Here is a 17,948-nt window from a genome sequence, read left to right as displayed (position 1 = left end):
GGTGAAAAGGAGGCGATCATGTTGAGACGATGGATATTCATCTTGTCGCTCGTATTTGTTGCCGGTTGTGCCTCGGAATCGACCGAGGCGCCGGAACCTGAACAGGCACCAGTCGAAGAGTCGACCGAAGAAGCACCGTCTGACACGGCACCAGAGCCGGAACCAACTGAGCCGGAAGGCGACGTGTCGACCGGTGCGACCGAATCGATTGTCGAACAGTTAGAGGCACCGTGGTCAATCGCGAAAACCGATGATGGATGGCTCGTCTCAGAACGCGGCGGCACGATTGCCGTCATCGATGCAGACGGGAATCTCGACCGACAAGCGGTCGTCTTAGACGAAGACGTGCTTGAAATCGGGGAAGGCGGTCTCCTTGGACTCGCGTTGACCGCAGATTTTGCGACGTCACGCCAACTGTACGCTTATCATACGTACGGGACACCCGGGAACGTCCAAAACCGGGTCGTCGAGTTGACGTGGGATGGCAATCAGTTTGAAGAGACGGCGGTTGTACTCGATGAGATTCCAGGGGCCCAGTTCCATAACGGCGGACGGTTATTGCTCGACGGTGACGTGCTTTGGGTCACGACCGGAGATGCGCTCGTGCCGGAACTGGCTCAAGATGAGACATCGATTGCCGGAAAAGTGTTACGGGTGCCATTATCCGGAGCGGGCAATCCGACCGATTGGATTTATTCGTCCGGACACCGCAATCCTCAAGGTTTGACGAAAATCGAGGATACGTTCTATGCGAGTGAACATGGGGCGTCCGGTCACGATGAAGTGAATATCATCGAAGAGGGTAACAACTACGGCTGGCCGCTCATCGAGGCAGACCAAGAACGAGATGGGCTCGAGACACCATGGTTCGAGGTCGGGGAGACGTCGTGGGCACCGTCGGGCATTGTTGCCGACGACCGTTACGTGTATATGGCGACGCTGCGCGGGAATCGCCTCGTTGCCATCGACCGGGAATCACGTGAGGTCATCCCGCTCGTCGAGGATAAAGGTCGCATCCGTGACGTCTGGTTGGAAGACGACGGACTTTACTACATCACAAACAATACGGACGGACGTGGCAACCCTGGAAGTGGGGACGACCAGCTGTATCGCCTCACGATCGAATAGAAACTGACATACGTGTCAGTTTCTATTTTTTTGTTGAATACATCCATTTATCCGGTATAATGGACTTCATATGGAAAATGAAGGGGATTTTTACATGAAACAATCGCAATTGGTACATAAGAACGAAACATTGTATTTTGGACTGCTCGTCGCCGCCAGCGTGTTGACGGTGGTGCTAGGAATCGTCTTCACGATTGCCTCGCTCGGCATCTTTTTATGGGTGATCGGATCAATTTTAGCACTGTCTCTATTCACACACTGGCTCCAAATCGGATATATTCGCACGAACGGCGTCAAAGTCACGGAGCGTCAATTCGCCGACCTGTATCAGACGTATCAGCGTGTCGGGCAGGAAATGGGTATTCGCTTACTCCCAGACGTGTACATTCTTCAAGCCGGAGGCGTCTTGAACGCTTTTGCGACTCGTTTCTTCCAAAAGAACATGGTCATTCTGTATTCGGATGTCGTCGAGTTGTCACGTGACGGATATACGAAAGAAGTCGAATTTGTCATTGCCCATGAGTTGGCACATATTCGCTGAAATCATGTCCAAAAACAATGGGCGATGATGCTCGGCGGTTGGATTCCGTTTTTAGGGTCGGCTTATTCGCGTGCTTGTGAGTTTACGTGTGACCGTATGGCCGCCCATCATATTCAAGATCAGGCGGCATCGAAACGTGCCCTCACGATTCTTGCCATCGGTGGGAAATTGGCAAAAGAAGTGAGCGAGTTTGACTACTTATATGAAGCGAGTCGTGAGAACGGATTTATCGCCAAGTTGAGCGAGTTGTTATCGACACATCCGCCACTCCCGAAACGAATTGCGGCCATCGCGACGAACGCCGGTGAGACGAACGTTCCGGTCTTCAAGACGGCAGGGTATGTCAAAGGGTCGATTATCGGGACGATTGTATTGAGCGTCATTGTCAATGTGGCCATTGTCGCCTGGTTGTTCACGAGTGATGGATTTACAAGCTTCGCTTCATCGCCTTTCAGTGAAGAATTTGCTGGTGATATGACTGAAGAACCGCTTCAGCAGTTGGCGTATGACAATGCAGGTGCGGACGCGATTCGAGAGGAATTGGCGAACGGCGCGGACGTTAACATGCAAGACAGTTATGGTGATACTCCGCTCCATAATTTGCTGTATAACGATGGAATGGACTACGATTCATTAGTGTTGCTGCTCGAAATTGGAGCCGATGTGGCGAAAGATTGGAGCCACGAATTTGGGATTGTAGAACTGCTACGTTCTTATGAATGAACAACTGGCTCGTCTCTCGAGAAACTGGGAGACGAGATTTTTCATGACAACATTGCAAACGCTTGCATAAGCCGTGATATAATGACAGCGAGGAGGCGATACGTGGATGAGCATTCGGACGAAGCTGACGGGAATGATCGCATTGACGATTATCGTTCCCGTCATTTTGGCGACGATCATTTCCTTTTGGTACGTCAAAGACCGGGAGCGGGAACGGGGGCTTCAGCTCACGGAATGGTCGCTTGAGCGAGGCACACTACAGATGGAACGGTATGTCTCGGACTTGAGCCGCTTGCCGACCAGTCTGTATGCGAATCGGGATGTGCTCGATATTCTCGAGTACGGCCCGGGACTGTCGCTCGAACAGACTGAACTCGAGGTACGACGGGCGCTGCTCGGGATGTACTTATCCCGTGAGGATGTGGCCCAAATCCAACTGCTCATGCTTGAGGATATGGATTCGTTCGCCGCCTATAAGATGAAAGTGTCCCCGCGCTCGAAACGGCAGCCAAGTGAGATTCAGCAACAACTATTGAAATATGAGGAGAGCCGCGTCCTGCTTGAGGCCTCGCATCCGCTCGTGCCCTATCATGATTTCGGGCCGCTCGTCTCGGAAGAGCAGGTCGTCACACTCCATTTCCGACTCGACAAAATCGAGACGGATCAGCCACTCGCGATATTGTCGATTGATATTCCGGAGGACATTTTCATCGGCCAACTCGCCTCACTACAGAACAATCCGAGCGAGAGCCTCTGGTTCGTCGGGGGAGGCAATCAAGTGTTCGCACAACTCGGTGACGGTGAAATCCCGCAAAATGTATCGACGAACTCGCTGTCGAGCGATGGAAAGCATCACCGTATCGTCAAATCGTTCGAGTTTGAGAACCAGACGTTCTACGTCGGAAAATCGATACCGGATCGATTGTTGACCGAGCCGGCGTCGCGGACGTCGTTCATCATCTTTGTCGTCGGGATGGTGTCGCTTGTATTGGCATTGATTGGGGCGACCTATGCCTCGATGCGTTTGACGACTCCAATCAAGACGCTCACGTCGAACATTTGGCGCATCGAACAAGGGGACATGACGGTCTCATTCGATTCCCTCGGAAATGATGAGTTCGGCGTGCTCGGACGGCAGTTCAAGCGGATGATTGAACGAATCGATGATTTGATTCAACGGGAGTACCGATTGGCGCTCGAGAATCGGACGAATGAGCTGAGGGCGCTCCAAGCCCAGACGAACCCACACTTCCTGTTCAACGCCTTGCAGTCAATCGGGACGCTCGCATTGAAAGGCGATGGCAAGACGGTGTACCGTCTCATCACGCAGCTCTCCTCGATGATGCGCTATACGATGCACCCTGATGAGTCGCTCGTGACGCTAAAGCGAGAAGTCGATCACCTCACGTCCTACATTCGCTTGCAACAAGTCCGGTTCCCGGATCAATTTGAGATTGAGGTCGATGTGCCGGAGCCGCTCCTCGATTTGATTGTGCCGAAGATGATTTTGCAGCCGCTCGCCGAGAACTTTTTCAAGCATGGGTTTGAGCGCGACGGTGCGACAGCAGCCAACCGTTTCTCCGTGCGAATTCATCAGTCGGGACAAAATCTTGTGATTCATTGTGAGAATAGCGGACGCGATCTCTCGGATGAAGAGTTGACGCTATTGAAAGAACGGATCGAGGTATCGACCGAGCCATTGAATGGGGCGGAAGGTACCGGTTTAAAGAACATTCGGGATCGACTCATGTTAAACTATAATCGGGAGGCTCAGTTTATGTTGGCTACACCAGAGACAGGCGGATTTCGTATTGTCATGCGTTTCCCGGCCGTAAAGGAGGCGGATGCGTCATGACGAAAGTGTTGATCGTTGATGATGAGTCGCCGGTACGGGAAGCGGTGAAACTGCTCGGGGAGTGGGAACGGCTCGGCGTCACGAAAGTGATTGAGGCGCAAGACGGGGAAGAAGCGAAACGGATTATCGTCAAAGAACGGCCGGCGTTGATTTTATCGGACCTGCAAATGCCTCGATGTAACGGCATCGAGTTGATGGAGTGGGTCCATATGGAGGCGGAGACGGCCAAACTGATCGTCTTGACGGGCTATGACGAATATTCGTACATGCGGCGCGCGATCCAGCTAGGCAGTTTCGACTACTTGCTGAAACCGATTGACCCGGATGTCTTGAACGAGACGCTCGCACGTGCCCTCGCCGACGTCATTCCTGACGAAGACGATCCGATTCTACAGATTGGCGCGTTCATCGAACGCCATTATGCGGAAGAACTCAGCTTACAAGGGATGAGCGAGCGCTTTTACTTGAGCCGCGAATACATATCGCGTCGCTTCAAACAGCAGTACGGCGTCAACTTATCCGAGTACTTGCTGTCGATCCGGATGCTCGAGGCGAAACGTCTCCTTGAGACGAGTAGACAACGTATTTATGAAGTCGCCCAAGCGGTCGGCTTTTCGGATGATAAGTATTTCCGGAAAGTCTTCAAAAAACAGATTGGTATCACCCCGAATGAATATCGGGAGCAGTGCCAACGACTATCTTGAAGGAGGAATTTAATCATGAGTGTACACATTGGGGCAGAAGCAGGACAAATCGCAGAAACGGTATTATTGCCAGGAGATCCGTTGCGTGCGAAATATATCGCGGAGACGTTCCTCGAGGATGTTGAGTTATACAACGAAGTCCGCGGCATGTATGGCTTCACAGGAACATATAAAGGAAAACGTATTTCCGTTCAAGGGACTGGGATGGGTGTTCCATCGATGTCGATTTACGTGAACGAATTGATTATGTCATACGGCGTAAAAAACTTGATTCGTGTCGGTACGGCCGGCGGAATTCAAGAAGACGTCAAAGTACGTGACGTCGTCATCGCGATGAGTGCATCGAGTGAGATGGCCCAAAACCGGGTTCGTTTCAACGGCATGGACTATGCACCGACAGCGACGTTCGACCTCCTACATCGCGCGTATATGAACGCTGAAAAAGCTGGTATTCCGGTCAAAGTCGGGCAAATTTTCACAGCCGACCAGTTCTACCAGGATGATTTCCACCATTTCAAGAAGTGGGCCGATTTCGGTTGCCTCGCCATCGAGATGGAAGCGGCAGGTCTCTACACACTCGCTGCGAAACACAAAGTGAACGCGTTGACGATCCTCACAATCTCAGACCACTTGTTGACAGGTGAAGAGACGACATCGGAAGAGCGTCAATCGACGTTTGACGAAATGATTCGTGTCGCACTCGATACAGCGGTCGAAGTCACAAACTAATGAACACGCCTTACAGACCACTGGTTTGTAAGGCGTTTTTGTGTCCGCGCGCCTTGTCTTGTATACAAAGTGAAACTGGCAGGCTAGACTGAAGCTGAAACGAACAGTTCCCGTATTGGGCTGGATCAAGGAGTTGTCATCATGAATAAAGCGTCCGCTTTTGTCATTTATAGTATCGTCTTTTTTGCCTTCTTTGATTTATTCGCCCAGCTTCCGGTCATGAGCACGTTTGCGACATCGGTTGGTGCGACACCGTTCATCGCAGGGCTCGTCATCGCCATCTACTCGTTGTCGAATACGTTCGGCAACATTTTATCCGGCATTTGGACCGACCGGATTGGTCCGATCGTCATCTTGCTCGTTGGTCTTGCGCTGTCGAGCCTCAGTCTCTTGTCGTATCATCTCGTCGACACAGCGACGACGCTATTAATTGTCCGGATCGTGCACGGCTTTGTAGCGGGTTTGATTGTCCCAGCCGCGTTCACGTTGTCCGCCAATCTGACCGCCGCGAACCGACAAGGTAAAAAAGTGGCATTGACCGGCAGTTTTGTTGGTTTGGCAGCCATCGTCGGTCCGGCGTTCAGCGGCATCATGGCCAGCCAGACGACCGTGCCGATCGTCTTCACATACGTCGCGCTGTTCGGGGTAGCCGTCGCGCTCCTCGCACTCGTCTTTTTGCGCCCGTCGAAGTTAACGCTTGAACCTTCCCATCGTACAGATGAAGGGACGTCGCGCCTGGAACGAGACGTAGTGAAAGCGTATATCGGCGCCTTCCTCTTGATGTTCTCGCAAGGGGCAATCGCGTACTTGCTTCCCCTTTACGTGCAGGCGCTCGGGTATGACTCTAGTCTGAGCGGGACATTGCTCAGCACGTTCGGTATCATGGCGGTGCTCGTGTTTGTGTTGCCGACGAATCGCCTGTTCGACCAAATCGAACCAGCGAAGCTCGCGGCACTCGGTGTCGGCATTCTCGGTGTGAGCCAACTGTTGATTGGCCGATCAGAGACGTCGCTCCTCTTGTACGCTGTCCTCGCCTTGTATGGCGTCGGGTTCGCCATCTTATTCCCAGCCATCAATACGATGTTGATTAAAGCGACGAATCAGGCCAATCGTGGTAAGTCGTACGGCTATTTTTATGCGTTCTTCTCGCTCGGGACAGTGACGGGCTCGGCATTGTTAGGCTGGCTCTCGATTACACTGACACAAAAATTCGCGCTGACGGGTGGCATCCTGCTCGTCGCCGGTTTGATATTTGTCGTCATGCAACAAACGAAGAAACGGGACGTGCCTGTCAGATAGGACGGACGCAGATCGAAGGTTCAAAATGGTCGCTGACCGAGTGAAGATGATAAGATGAAGCTAGCGTTATCATCCAAGGGAGGCAGATTTATGCTCGCACCAATCGAACAGTTGACCATTGAAGAGCTCATTCGTAAACAGCGTCGCTTCTTTCGGACGCAAGCGACCAAGTCGCTCGCATTCCGTCTCAGCATGTTGACGTTTTTAAAAGAGTCAATCAAGCATCATGAAGCAGAGATTCTTCAAGCGTTGGAGCAGGATTTGAACAAATCAGAACTCGACGCGTTCACGACGGAGATCGGTTTCGTCTATGACGAAATCACACGGACGACACGTGAGTTGAAGCGTTGGATGCGCCCGAAACGTGTCCGAGGCGCCTCAATCCATCTCGGGACGCAAAGTGAGGTCATATATGAACCTTACGGAACGGTACTCGTGATCGCTCCGTGGAACTATCCGTTTCAATTGGCGATGGCGCCGCTCATCGGAGCGATTGCCGCAGGCAACACGGCTGTCGTTAAACCTTCGGAATTGACACCGAACGTCGCCCAAATGATCACGAAAGTGCTCGAACGGGCGTTCACCGACCGCTACGTCGTCAGCGTCGAAGGAGATAAGGACGTTGCAACCGAGTTGCTTGCCCAGAAATGGGACCATATCTTCTTCACAGGGTCGACGCCAGTCGGGAAAATCGTCATGGAGGCGGCGGCGAAGCACTTGACGCCCGTCACGCTCGAACTTGGTGGGAAATCACCGGCCATCGTCCATGAAGATGCCAATATCGAGATTGCAGCCAAGCGCATCGCCTGGGGCAAATGGATGAATGCCGGGCAGACATGCGTCGCTCCGGATTACGTCCTTGTCCACGAATCTAAACGAGAGGCGTTCCTCGAGGCCATCAAACGGGAGGCGTTCACGATGTTCGGAAACGGCGTCGGGACGAAACGGTTCACACGAATCGTCAATGAGACCCACTTCGACCGCTTGACCGCATATTTGACAGAAGGAGACATTTTCTTTGGAGGCCAGACGGACCGGGACGAATTGAAGATTGCCCCGACCGTGTTGACGGATATCGAAGAGGACGCGAACGTGATGAAAGATGAAATTTTCGGACCGATTCTACCAGTCCTCACGTACCGCCAACTCGACGAAGTGATTGAGTTTGTGTCATCGCGTCCGCATCCGCTCGCGCTCTATTTGTTCACCGAGACGAAAGCCGTGGAGCAGACCGTGATGAAACACCTCACGTTCGGTGGAGGCTGTGTCAATGACGTGCTCATGCATTTGACGAACCCGAACCTGCCGTTCGGCGGCGTCGGCGAGAGCGGGATGGGCTCGTACCATGGACGTTACAGTTTTGAGACGTTTAGTCACGCCAAATCGATTTTACGAAACACGACGAAATTTGATTTACCGATTCGTTATCCGAACTTCAAAGCGGCCGAGAAGTTGATTCGACTCGTCTACCGTTGACCAGACTAGACTGCAGGGAGCCTGCAGTCTTTTTTTGTGGGCAAAGAATAAGAAGATTGTTTGAAATGTCACATACTTTTATGAAACTAGCTACATACCTCTTGTATAATATAGCCATACACATGACGTACGAGACTTAATCAGATATACGATTAGTGGAGGGAGCAGATAACATGACTATGAAATGCGGAACGACCAAACCGAACAGCTTTGTCTTTTCGCAAGAGACGAAACAGCTCTTGCTCGAGATGATGACGTTTCAAGATCATTCGAAAGGGAGCATCGTTTGTTGGGAAGGCGAGAAGTGCAACAAGTTCTTTTATTTGAAGAGCGGTTCCGTCAAATTCACGAAGCTGACGAAAAAAGGGAGCGCACTCATCATGTTCATCTATGGGGCGGACGACTTCTTCGGGGAGTTCGATATCGACGAGGTGTTCCCGAGTTCGTATAGCATCGAGACGACTTCGGACAGTGTCATCGGTTGGATTTCGAAGCAAGAGATGGATGAACTCGTTCGGCGCGATGCGCAGTTGGCCACTGAAGTATTGCGGTGGACGTCGATGATGCGCAAGCAGTCCGAGATGAAACTCCGTGACTTGCTGCTATATGGGAAACCGGGTGCCCTCGCCTCCACGTTATTACGCATGGTGGCGATGGACGGCGTCGAGTCAGCAGAAGGGATCGTCGTGCCAAAACATCCGTCAGACGGGGAGCTCGGTCAGCTGATTGGCGCACCTCGCGAGACGGTGAATCGGATGATGAACCAGTGGCGGAAGGAAGGCATGTTGACGACGACGGGGACAGAGATGATTTTGCATGACATCGATTTCTTGAAAGAACTATGTTACTGCGAAGGCTGTCCCGCCGGTATCTGTCGGCTTTAATCTTTCAAGAGAGCTGCAACATTTCACCTTATCAAAGCGCGTGAAACCGAACAGGTGGTTGACTCGATTCGTGTCGGGACAATCGCCTTTTTTGTATGCCTTTATACAAAATGTGAACTTTATGTGTGGAAACTACGCAAATTTGATGTGATTGTCACTTTTGGAGTGATAAATGTCACATATTAATCCCCATCCCATTTCATACAATAAAAGTGGAAATCACAGGGAAAGGGGTCCTTCACGTGGAGAAAAACGATGGACAAGAACCGAACTTAAAAGGCACGTTCACATCGGTCATGATTGTCGCGGGCGTCATCATTGCCATGTGGTCGTCAGTGTTTTACCTATTTATGACGCGATAACGAGCAGGAGGAGAGCAACAGATGCATATTCATAAACTTGAAAAATATTGGCTTGTATTCGGCATCATTTTATTAGGTGTGTTTTTAACCGTGCTTGGTATCTCTGCCTTTGCGGCAGGAAATCAACCGGCTTCGGACGCGGATTTAATCGATCCGGCGAAAGTACATCAAACCGCACCGTTCGACAAACCGGGACTTCATAAAATTGACGACAACGAATATGAACTTGTCATGGTCGCGCAAGCGTTCACGTTCACGCCGGGCAACGTCGAGATTCCAAAAGGGGCGAAAGTCACGTTTCTCGTCACGTCACCGGACGTCGTTCACGGTTTTCAGTTGACGGGCACACCGGTCAATATGATGGTCGTACCTGGTCATATCAACTCGCTCACGTATACGTTCGATGAGGCGGGCGAATTTTTAATCCTTTGTAACGAATATTGTGGTACCGGACATCACATGATGTCGACAAAAATTAAGGTGGTGGACTAAATGAATGACGTAGCCTCAAAACTAAAGCAGTGGGAAATGGAACGCGGCGTACCGGTACCGAGTATCGGTGTCAAAGAAGCACGCCTCGCCTATGCCCACGTCGTCATCTCGGTCCTCGCCGTCTTAATCGGTGGACTAGCCGGACTCATGCAGACGCTCATCCGGACCGGTGTCATCCCGGAAGTGTTCGGCTATTATCAACTGTTGACTGCACACGGCATCATGCTCGGTCTCGTTTTCACGACAATGTTCATCATCGGTCTGCTTTACGCGCTCCTCGCCAAGTCGTTCGGACGCTTTGAGTCGTTCCCAACGAGGGTTGCTTGGCTCGGGTTTTGGATGATTATCGCCGGCGCCGTGCTCGTCACGATCATGGTGCTCGCCAATAAAGCGACCGTTTTGTATACGTTCTACGCACCACTCATGGCCGACCCAGTGTTTTATATCGGTCTCGTCTTGTTCGTCGTCGGTACGTGGTTATCGGCGTTCGCCATGTTCCGGATGTATGCGGACTACAAACGGGAGAACCCTGGTATTCATCCGCCGCTTCCGGCGTATATGAGTATCATGACGATGCTCTTGTGGGTCATCGCCACGCTCGGTGTCGCCGGAACGATTTTATTCCAACTGCTCCCGCTCTCGCTCGGTTGGAAAGATACGGTCGGAATCGAGTTGTCACGGACGCTGTTCTGGTATTTCGGTCATCCGCTCGTCTATTTCTGGCTCATGCCGGCCTATATCGTCTGGTATACGGTCGTGCCGAAAGTCATCGGCGGAAAGATTTTCTCCGATGCGCTCGCCCGGATGGCGTTCCTGTTGTTCCTCTTGTTCTCGTTCCCGGTCGGCTTCCACCACCAGTTGACGGAACCAGGGATTGAACCGTTCTGGAAGTTCGTTCAAGTCATCTTGACGTTCCTCGTCGTCATCCCGTCGTTTATGACGGCGTTCTCGCTGTTTGCGACGTTCGAGCTGCGCGGCCGCGCACTCGGAGCTCGTGGTCTATTTGGTTGGGTCAAGAAGATGCCATATGGGGATGTCCGTTTCCTCGCTCCGTTCGTCGGCATGTTGTTCTTCATTCCGGCCGGAGCCGGCGGGATCATCAACGCATCGCACCAATTGAACGCGATGGTCCACAACACACTTTGGGTCACAGGTCATTTCCATATCACGGTCGGAACGGCTGTCGCCTTGACGTTCTTCGGAACGGCATATTGGCTCGTGCCGGTATTGCGCGGCCGTATCCTAACGAAAAAGATGAATCGAATCGGATTAATTCAAGCAGGCACGTGGGCGTTCGGAATGTCGATCATGTCTTACGCAATGCACATCTCAGGACTGCAAGGTAATCCGCGTCGGACCGGTCCGGCAACGTACTTCTCGGATGCGCTTACGCGCGAATGGATTCCATACCACATCGCCATGGCGATTGGCGGGACGATCCTCTTGATTTCGGTCCTCATCTTCGTCTATTCAATGTTCAACTTGTCGTTCCTCGCTCCGAAGGGAGAAGAGGAGTTCCCGCTCGCCGAGACCGAAGAGGCGGCGATGGAGACACCGCGTTTCTTCGAGAACTGGAAGCTTTGGATTACGGTCACGTTCGTTTTAATTGCCTTCGCCTATACGATTCCGATTTGGCACTTGATTGAAAGTGCGCCGCCGGGAGCTAAAGGTTGGGTGCTCTGGTAAACTGAAGTCAGCCTCGCTAGCGGGGCTGACTTTTTCATGTGGGGAGATGGAAAGATGGAGCTACTTCGTGCAGATATTCACCGTGAATATGTTAGACGCGAGCCGGATCGGCCGTTCCTCGTCGCGATCGACGGGTTGAGCGGGGCAGGGAAGACGACGATGGTCGAACAACTACGCGGGATTGCAACGAATGAAATGGTGTTACATATCGACGACTTTATCGTCGAGCGGCACCGACGTTACGCGACGGGACAGTCAGAGGCGATGGAATATTATGCGCTCCAATGGGACGTCGAGTTGCTCGTGGAGACCTTGTTCAAACCGCTTCGGGAAGGGCAGACGAATTTGACGTTGCCGTATTATGAGCGAGACCAGGACGCGGTCAACATGCGAACAATTGAGATTGCTCCGAACACACTTGTCTTGATCGAAGGGATCTTCTTATTGCGGGACGAGTGGCGTCCTTATTTTGACTACATCGTCTATCTCGACTGTCCGCGGGAAGTCCGGTATGAACGGGTCTTGAATCGTGATACGTATATCGGCGACTTGTCGGAGCGGCTTGCTAAGTACGAACGCCGGTATTGGCCGGGAGAAGCGCATTACATCAAAACGATCAACCCGCAAGCCCAGGCCGATCAAATCGTTTCATCTAGTTGACGCATCCATTTATAGGGGATGCGTTTTTGTTTTGGAAAAAACTGTTGACTCGGTTAGTGTACTATGGTGATAATACAGTTAGATAGTGTATTAGTCGCATCATACACTTAGAGAGGTGACAACATGATCATACAATTCAACACGAGAGCCCCAGTTTACATTCAAGTCGTCGATTACTTCAAAAAGAAGATGGCGCTTGGCGAACTGCAGGCGGGCGAAGAGATGCCGTCGCGACGTGAGCTCGCGACCGAACTGAAAATCAATCCGAACACCGTCCAAAAGGCGTTCAAAGAGATGGAGGAACAACAATTGATTACGACCGAACGGAACCGTCCGAGCCGCGTGACGACCGATGAACATGTATTGAAACGCATCCGCACGGAACTCGTCGATGAGGCAGTCGCTGTCTTTGTCGAATCGATTCAAGAACTTGACGTCACGATGGATGAGCTCGTCGATAAAATCAAACGGCAATACGGGGAGGGGAATATTCATGATCGAAGTACTGGGAGTTAAGAAGCGTTACCGCAAAAAACAAGTCATCGAAGAGGTGTCGTTCACGGCCCAAAAAGGGGAAATCACATGCTTAATCGGGTTGAACGGTACCGGGAAATCGACGATTTTAAAAGGCATCATGGGACTGACGCCGTTCGACCAGGGGACGGTGCTTGTCGACGGCAAACCGATCGATTTGAATCGTGTCGCGTTCGTACCGGACCATTCGACGTTCCCCATCCATTTCACCATTGAACAGTGCGAGGCGTTCATGCGCGACTTTTATCCAAAGTTCGACCCGAAATTGTTTGCCCGTCTTGTCGATGAGTTCAAGCTGTTCCCAGAGGACAAGTTGAATGAGCTGTCGAAAGGGACGCTCGCCAAAGTGAATTTAGCGCTCGGGATTGCCCAAGATCCGGACTATCTATTGCTCGACGAACCGTTCTCGGGCATCGACGTGTTCTCGAAAGAACAAATTGTCGAGTTGTTCTCGAGTGACATCATGGAAGACCGCGGCGTCTTGATTACGACGCACGAGATTGAAGACATCGAATACTTGGTCGACAAGGCCGTCATGTTGAACCGCGGCCGGATCGTTCGCGAGTTCGACGTCGAGGACGTCCGCTTCATTCATGGGAAGTCGATTGTCGATGTCATGAGAGAGGAGTATGGCGCATGAATTTGTTGAAACTACTCGGATGGGAAGTCGAGCGGTTGACGAAACCGTATCTCATCTTGATCACGTTACTCGTCGTCACCCAGTTCGCCTGGCTCGGCGTCTTCCTATGGAGCGAGACGAATATGTATGAAGAAATGCGTCGTGCTGGAACGCCGGATTACACTTTGACGTTCGGGAATTATCTTGGTGGCACACCGTTCATCTTGTCGATTGGGGTTGCTGTCACGGCGATGGTATTCTTCAGTTTTTGGATTTGGTACCGTGACTTCCAAGGCCGTGGGACGTTCATGATGCGCCTATTGCTCATGCCGCAACAACGGATGCTCGTCTTCGGTGCGAAGCTAGTGACGATGATGTTGATGATCCTTGGCTTGTTCTCCGTCCAGTGGATTGCGCTCAAACTCCAGTACATAGCGTTTTCGAGTTGGTTGGACTCGCAAATGATTCCGATGAGTGGCTCCTTCGAACAGGCCATCGGCTACGATGGGGCGCTTTCGGTCATGTTCCCGGCGTCACTGTTCAACTTCTTTGTCCATCAAGTATTAATTGCCCTCGCCGTCTTATTCATCTTCGCATTTGTGTTGATTGAACGGAGCCTGTGGCAACGGACGGTGTGGGCGCCGTTCCTCGCCTTATTGATGATTGGGGTTGTCGTAGTTGTGCCGATGATTGGGTTCTTTATCATTGAGAACTATCTGTTCATGGAAGAGACGCTGGCCGTCTTCACTCTTATTTTAGTGATTTGGTTTATTGGGGTCGTTTGGATTGGATATCGTCAGTTGACGAAGAAATTAAGTGTGTGAGGTGAGCAGATGAAACGAATGTGGAATGTGGCCGCGCTCGGTGCGGTCGTCATCATCGGGCTCGGTACGTTCGCCATTGATTCGAAAGCATCAACGGCGGAGTGGGTGCTCGATGTCAAAACAAATGAAAGTGTATGGGAAAATCAAAAGATACAAGCCTTTTATGAAACTGAGGATGAGGTCCAGGAACGGTTTGAAATCACCAGGTCTGGTAGCGAAGTGACGACCCATTTAAATTACGTCGAAGAAGCGCTTAAACAACGCGAACGGGTCAATCCTACGATGCGAAAGTTCTATCGTCAAATGACAAACCTTAGTTTCACCCAATCGTTACGCACGAAAGAGGAGTATGTCGGCATCGGACAAAAAGGAAACGATGAAATCGTTCTTTTCCGAACCGAAGGCAACGACATTGCCACGACAACGTTCCCGTCAAATGTCAGCGGTGCAGTGGAAGTCATGGAAGGGAACTGGCACGGCATATTCGTTCAAGATGGTCGTGTTCATTTGATTTATCGTGACGGTTATGACAGACAGGCAGCAACAAAAATCGCCGTATTTGATGAAGGGGCGGCTGAAATCACCCTTGAAGAAATCTCAATAGAAGACGGCTTTATTTCTAGTGTTGTCGGAACATCTAGGTTTTACGATGAGAACCGGATGACCATCGCAGCCGATAATCGTTTCCTCCCGGTACGTCTTGGGACATACGAAACGATAACCGAAGATGGTCAGACGTACACGAACGAGACGGAACGTCCAGGCGTGTATGCCTATGACACCGAAGAGAAGCGTGTCGTCGAGTTAAAAGCTGAAGGGGATATGTGGGGCGCAACCGTCTATGAGGATCAATTAATCGTCTTGCAGGAAGATGGGACCGAATTCGTTGTCGACTTGAAGACAGGGAAGCAATCGACGCGACAAGTCATCGATGGTTCGGTCGGTACGACTTGGTATGTCGATAACCAACTGTATCATATTCGCCCGACGAAAGATGGGGCCGTTATCGACGTCTATCAAGATGGGAAAGCCATCTCGAGCGCCGTCGTGAAGGCGACGAATGATGCGGCGAAGGCATTGTTATCCAACACGAAATATTATGTACAATAACAAATAACCGAGAGGCAGCCGCCTCTCGGTTATTTTGATGGTTTCGGGACGATGACCCCGTCTTCTAAATCGAGCAACATGTCGATCAGTTCTGCACAGAACTCTGGGAACTGATCGAGGAACGCACCCGGACCGACCTCATCGGTGAAGTCGATATACAGGTCCGACACGTTACCGGCCATTTTCGCCGGAAGAGCGAGGAACGCCGACCCGAAACGCCAGCTGCCTCGGATATCGAGCAGCTTGCCGAGCATGATGTCACCGACCTCACGTTTTTCCGGGAGATTGACGCGATACGTCTCTTTCGTCTCCCAATCGCGCAGTCCTTCCTCGGTCACTTCAAACACCGAGCAACGCGGGACCGCCAAGCCACGGAGCGCGTGATACAAGGCAGGGGACATGTCGGCTTTTTGATCTGCCAAGTAGCGGCCGTGCGGTGTCATCCCGTCCTCGTCCGTCTCGAAGAAGACGGCCCAGTCGATGAACAGGTCGCGGAATAGCTCGGCGTCTTTCAACTGCCATGTGCCTTCCGAGGCGATCTCTTGAATATAGTTCGTCCAATGTGTGCTGCGCGCGAGCGCGGCTTGCTCATACAACTTTTTCAGCTCGGCCAGCAATTCGGACTCTTCTACAAGCAAAGGGAATGGAATTACTTTCCGGTCTTTTTTCATCGGCGCGGTCCTCGTTTGTTCGCAGGACGCTTCACGACCGGCGGTTTATCCTCGATCCGTTTCTCGATGACGTCGCCACGATAAATCTCGAGTTCTTTCAATTCCACGCCTAGCTGGCGAGCGAACGATTTCAAGTGCGTCAAGTCTTCGTCCGTCACGAGCGAGAGCACGGTCCCGGCCGCATTCCCGCGTGCCGTCCGGCCCGAGCGGTGAATGAAGTCGTCAATCGATTCTGGCAAATCGAAGTGGACGACGTGCGTCACTTCTTCGATGTCGAGACCACGGGCCGCGAGACCTGTCGTGATGAGGAGTGGATAGTCGCCTTTCCGGAATTCGCGGAGCGTCTCCACGCGTTCGCGTTTCCCTTTTAGGCTGTCGAGCATCCGGTAATTCACTTTCATTTTATCGAGTTCGCCTCTGAGTGGTGGCAAGAATGAGCGGTTGTTGATGAAAGCGAGCGCTTTGACGCCGTTGACATGTGACAAACGACGAAGCAATTCCGGCTTATAGCGGCGTGTCGTCAACATATAGCCGTACGTCACTTGACTGCTCACAGCTCGTTCGATTTTCACGTGTGCCGGCTCCTTCAAGAACGGGGCAGCCCATGCTTGAAGCGTGTCTGTGAGCGTTGCCGATACGAGGGCGATTTGATGTTCGTGCGCCGTGTGCTTGATGATGCGTTCGGCAGCTTCTGTTAATCCGCTATCGATGATTTGGTCAGCTTCATCGAGGACGATTGTGTGCGTCTCATGAAGCTTCAATTTTTTCTTGTCGATCAGTTCGACGAGTCGGCCCGGTGTCCCGACAATCAAATGGGGCTTTTTCTTCAAGCGGTCGATTTGACGTTTCAATTCGACACCGCCAATAAATGAAGCGATGCGGACATCACCTTTCTCGGTGAAGCGTTGCGCGACCGTTTGAATCTGCATGACGAGCTCACGCGTCGGCGCGACGATGACGACTTGAATCCGGTCGTTCGAGGTGTCGATTTTTTCAATGGCGGGTAACAAATAAGCAAGCGTCTTCCCGGTACCTGTCGGCGCTTCGATCGTGACGTCTTTTCCGTCAAGAAGAAGCGGGAAGGCTTCGGCTTGGACCGGCATTGGTTCAGTAAAGCCAAGGCGATCCCAGGCTTCGTTAATAAATGGTTTTGTAAAGTTCATATCAATTCTCCTTATCGTGGGGCAAAAACAAAGGAAGCATAAGCGCTCCCTGTCTTAGATATAGCGAACATGTTCAGTATCTTGGTCGAATGAAGAACGGAGTGTCTGTGTGAACGTCTGTCCGTCCTCGATGAGTTTGATGTGCACATCGATTTGGTCAGCCGACGCCTCGACGCCTTCGACGGTGAAGCCTTGATACACACGATACTGCAATTCTTTCGTCAACCGTTCGTATGAAGCGAGCTCTGGATACGTCGCTGCCACGTCAATCGGGCGCGAGATGAGAGCAACGAGCAAGTTATCGCGGTAGTCGATGAAATCCTCGTTTTCGATGTCGTCGTCAAACCGAATCCAAAAACCTGCGTCTTCAAATTCTGTGATAAATCCATCACGTTGTTCACCGTTCGCTTCTACTTTAAGGGAGATGCGGTCACCGGCTTTCAAGTCGTGATCAGCTGTCAATAATTCGTACGTCATGGGAAGAACCC

18 protein-coding genes and 1 pseudogene are annotated in these 17,948 nt (G+C 51.6%); 16 read left to right on the top strand and 3 right to left on the bottom strand.

The features are described from left to right. The first annotated feature begins 21 nt into the window (after positions 1-21). From KNP67_RS11995 to KNP67_RS11915, 16 genes and pseudogenes are all read left to right on the top strand, one after another. Positions 22-1,128 (top strand): PQQ-dependent sugar dehydrogenase, encoded by a 1,107-nt coding sequence (locus tag KNP67_RS11995; RefSeq protein ID WP_251130864.1) that lies wholly within the window; start codon positions 22-24, stop codon positions 1,126-1,128. Positions 1,129-1,198: 70 nt separating this feature from the next. Continuing rightward, positions 1,199-2,392 (top strand): annotated as a pseudogene (locus KNP67_RS11985) (M48 family metallopeptidase). A gap of 106 nt (positions 2,393-2,498) precedes the next feature. Beyond that, positions 2,499-4,247 carry a sensor histidine kinase gene (locus KNP67_RS11980; protein ID WP_021067823.1) on the top strand — a complete coding sequence of 583 codons (1,749 nt, stop codon included), beginning with the start codon at positions 2,499-2,501 and terminating at the stop codon, positions 4,245-4,247. Then, positions 4,244-4,951, top strand: a complete 708-nt coding sequence (locus KNP67_RS11975) for a response regulator transcription factor (protein WP_131472455.1) — start codon at positions 4,244-4,246, stop codon at positions 4,949-4,951. The genes KNP67_RS11980 and KNP67_RS11975 overlap by 4 nt, the downstream gene beginning before the upstream one ends. Positions 4,952-4,966: 15 nt before the next feature. Then, the gene (gene deoD / locus KNP67_RS11970; RefSeq protein WP_029596056.1) at positions 4,967-5,680 is read left to right on the top strand and encodes a purine-nucleoside phosphorylase; all 714 of its coding nucleotides are present in this window, start codon (positions 4,967-4,969) and stop codon (positions 5,678-5,680) included. A 141-nt stretch (positions 5,681-5,821) separates the two neighbouring features. Further along, positions 5,822-6,979: an MFS transporter gene (locus tag KNP67_RS11965; RefSeq protein ID WP_131472457.1), complete on the top strand. Its 1,158-nt coding sequence runs from the start codon at positions 5,822-5,824 to the stop codon at positions 6,977-6,979. Between the two features lie 90 nt (positions 6,980-7,069). Beyond that, positions 7,070-8,455, top strand: a complete 1,386-nt coding sequence (locus KNP67_RS11960) for an aldehyde dehydrogenase (protein ID WP_058765722.1) — start codon at positions 7,070-7,072, stop codon at positions 8,453-8,455. Positions 8,456-8,628: 173 nt separating this feature from the next. Beyond that, the gene (locus KNP67_RS11955) at positions 8,629-9,339 is read left to right on the top strand and encodes a Crp/Fnr family transcriptional regulator (RefSeq protein WP_214756680.1); all 711 of its coding nucleotides are present in this window, start codon (positions 8,629-8,631) and stop codon (positions 9,337-9,339) included. Positions 9,340-9,581: 242 nt separating this feature from the next. Then, positions 9,582-9,701, top strand: a complete 120-nt coding sequence (locus tag KNP67_RS11950) for a hypothetical protein (protein WP_021067817.1) — start codon at positions 9,582-9,584, stop codon at positions 9,699-9,701. Positions 9,702-9,722: 21 nt separating this feature from the next. Further along, on the top strand, positions 9,723-10,193 hold the full coding sequence (locus KNP67_RS11945; protein ID WP_021067816.1) for a cytochrome c oxidase subunit II: 471 nt from the start codon (positions 9,723-9,725) through the stop codon (positions 10,191-10,193). Continuing rightward, a complete protein-coding gene (locus KNP67_RS11940; protein ID WP_021067815.1) occupies positions 10,194-11,879 on the top strand; it encodes a b(o/a)3-type cytochrome-c oxidase subunit 1 in 1,686 nt (561 codons plus the stop codon). 54 nt (positions 11,880-11,933) lie between these two features. After that, on the top strand, positions 11,934-12,539 hold the full coding sequence (locus tag KNP67_RS11935) for a kinase (RefSeq protein ID WP_214756678.1): 606 nt from the start codon (positions 11,934-11,936) through the stop codon (positions 12,537-12,539). A gap of 123 nt (positions 12,540-12,662) precedes the next feature. Then, entirely contained in the window at positions 12,663-13,055 is a 393-nt protein-coding gene (locus KNP67_RS11930; RefSeq protein ID WP_029596052.1) for a GntR family transcriptional regulator, read from the top strand. Then, on the top strand, positions 13,033-13,713 hold the full coding sequence (locus KNP67_RS11925; protein ID WP_021067812.1) for an ABC transporter ATP-binding protein: 681 nt from the start codon (positions 13,033-13,035) through the stop codon (positions 13,711-13,713). Before KNP67_RS11930 ends, KNP67_RS11925 begins: the two co-directional genes overlap by 23 nt. Further along, positions 13,710-14,516 carry a hypothetical protein gene (locus tag KNP67_RS11920; RefSeq protein WP_029596051.1) on the top strand — a complete coding sequence of 269 codons (807 nt, stop codon included), beginning with the start codon at positions 13,710-13,712 and terminating at the stop codon, positions 14,514-14,516. The genes KNP67_RS11925 and KNP67_RS11920 overlap by 4 nt, the downstream gene beginning before the upstream one ends. 9 nt (positions 14,517-14,525) lie before the next feature. After that, a complete protein-coding gene (locus KNP67_RS11915) occupies positions 14,526-15,626 on the top strand; it encodes a hypothetical protein (protein WP_214756677.1) in 1,101 nt (366 codons plus the stop codon). 29 nt (positions 15,627-15,655) lie between these two features. Here the strand turns inward: KNP67_RS11915 and KNP67_RS11910 are convergent, their stop codons facing one another. Genes KNP67_RS11910 through KNP67_RS11900 form a run of 3 tightly spaced genes read right to left on the bottom strand, consistent with a single transcriptional unit; the run spans position 15,656 to position 17,937 of the window. After that, complete coding sequence (locus KNP67_RS11910) at positions 15,656-16,297, bottom strand: hypothetical protein (protein ID WP_021067809.1); 642 nt, start codon at positions 16,295-16,297, stop codon at positions 15,656-15,658. Then, complete coding sequence (locus tag KNP67_RS11905) at positions 16,294-17,460, bottom strand: DEAD/DEAH box helicase (RefSeq protein WP_131472465.1); 1,167 nt, start codon at positions 17,458-17,460, stop codon at positions 16,294-16,296. Before KNP67_RS11905 ends, KNP67_RS11910 begins: the two co-directional genes overlap by 4 nt. 54 nt (positions 17,461-17,514) lie before the next feature. Beyond that, complete coding sequence (locus tag KNP67_RS11900) at positions 17,515-17,937, bottom strand: hypothetical protein (protein WP_021067807.1); 423 nt, start codon at positions 17,935-17,937, stop codon at positions 17,515-17,517. Positions 17,938-17,948: the final 11 nt, after the last annotated feature.

Origin of the sequence: Exiguobacterium sp. s157, from assembly GCF_018618205.1 — a bacterium.
GTDB classification, from domain to species: domain Bacteria; phylum Bacillota; class Bacilli; order Exiguobacteriales; family Exiguobacteriaceae; genus Exiguobacterium; species Exiguobacterium chiriqhucha.
The sequence above is the reverse complement of the archived record's forward strand: the minus strand, read 5'-3'. Positions and strand labels throughout refer to the sequence as shown.

What these genes read in the sequence shown, in the direction of transcription:
- KNP67_RS11945 (WP_021067816.1), top strand. Translation starts at nt 9,723, where the DNA reads ATGCATATTCATAAACTTGAAAAATATTGGCTTGTATTCGGCATCATT.
- KNP67_RS11905 (WP_131472465.1), bottom strand. Translation starts at nt 17,460, where the DNA reads ATGAACTTTACAAAACCATTTATTAACGAAGCCTGGGATCGCCTTGGC.
- KNP67_RS11935 (WP_214756678.1), top strand. Translation starts at nt 11,934, where the DNA reads ATGGAGCTACTTCGTGCAGATATTCACCGTGAATATGTTAGACGCGAG.
- KNP67_RS11915 (WP_214756677.1), top strand. Translation starts at nt 14,526, where the DNA reads ATGAAACGAATGTGGAATGTGGCCGCGCTCGGTGCGGTCGTCATCATC.
- KNP67_RS11925 (WP_021067812.1), top strand. Translation starts at nt 13,033, where the DNA reads ATGATCGAAGTACTGGGAGTTAAGAAGCGTTACCGCAAAAAACAAGTC.
- KNP67_RS11940 (WP_021067815.1), top strand. Translation starts at nt 10,194, where the DNA reads ATGAATGACGTAGCCTCAAAACTAAAGCAGTGGGAAATGGAACGCGGC.
- KNP67_RS11900 (WP_021067807.1), bottom strand. Translation starts at nt 17,937, where the DNA reads ATGACGTACGAATTATTGACAGCTGATCACGACTTGAAAGCCGGTGAC.
- KNP67_RS11920 (WP_029596051.1), top strand. Translation starts at nt 13,710, where the DNA reads ATGAATTTGTTGAAACTACTCGGATGGGAAGTCGAGCGGTTGACGAAA.
- KNP67_RS11955 (WP_214756680.1), top strand. Translation starts at nt 8,629, where the DNA reads ATGACTATGAAATGCGGAACGACCAAACCGAACAGCTTTGTCTTTTCG.
- KNP67_RS11980 (WP_021067823.1), top strand. Translation starts at nt 2,499, where the DNA reads ATGAGCATTCGGACGAAGCTGACGGGAATGATCGCATTGACGATTATC.
- KNP67_RS11965 (WP_131472457.1), top strand. Translation starts at nt 5,822, where the DNA reads ATGAATAAAGCGTCCGCTTTTGTCATTTATAGTATCGTCTTTTTTGCC.
- KNP67_RS11960 (WP_058765722.1), top strand. Translation starts at nt 7,070, where the DNA reads ATGCTCGCACCAATCGAACAGTTGACCATTGAAGAGCTCATTCGTAAA.
- KNP67_RS11975 (WP_131472455.1), top strand. Translation starts at nt 4,244, where the DNA reads ATGACGAAAGTGTTGATCGTTGATGATGAGTCGCCGGTACGGGAAGCG.
- KNP67_RS11930 (WP_029596052.1), top strand. Translation starts at nt 12,663, where the DNA reads ATGATCATACAATTCAACACGAGAGCCCCAGTTTACATTCAAGTCGTC.
- deoD (WP_029596056.1), top strand. Translation starts at nt 4,967, where the DNA reads ATGAGTGTACACATTGGGGCAGAAGCAGGACAAATCGCAGAAACGGTA.
- KNP67_RS11910 (WP_021067809.1), bottom strand. Translation starts at nt 16,297, where the DNA reads ATGAAAAAAGACCGGAAAGTAATTCCATTCCCTTTGCTTGTAGAAGAG.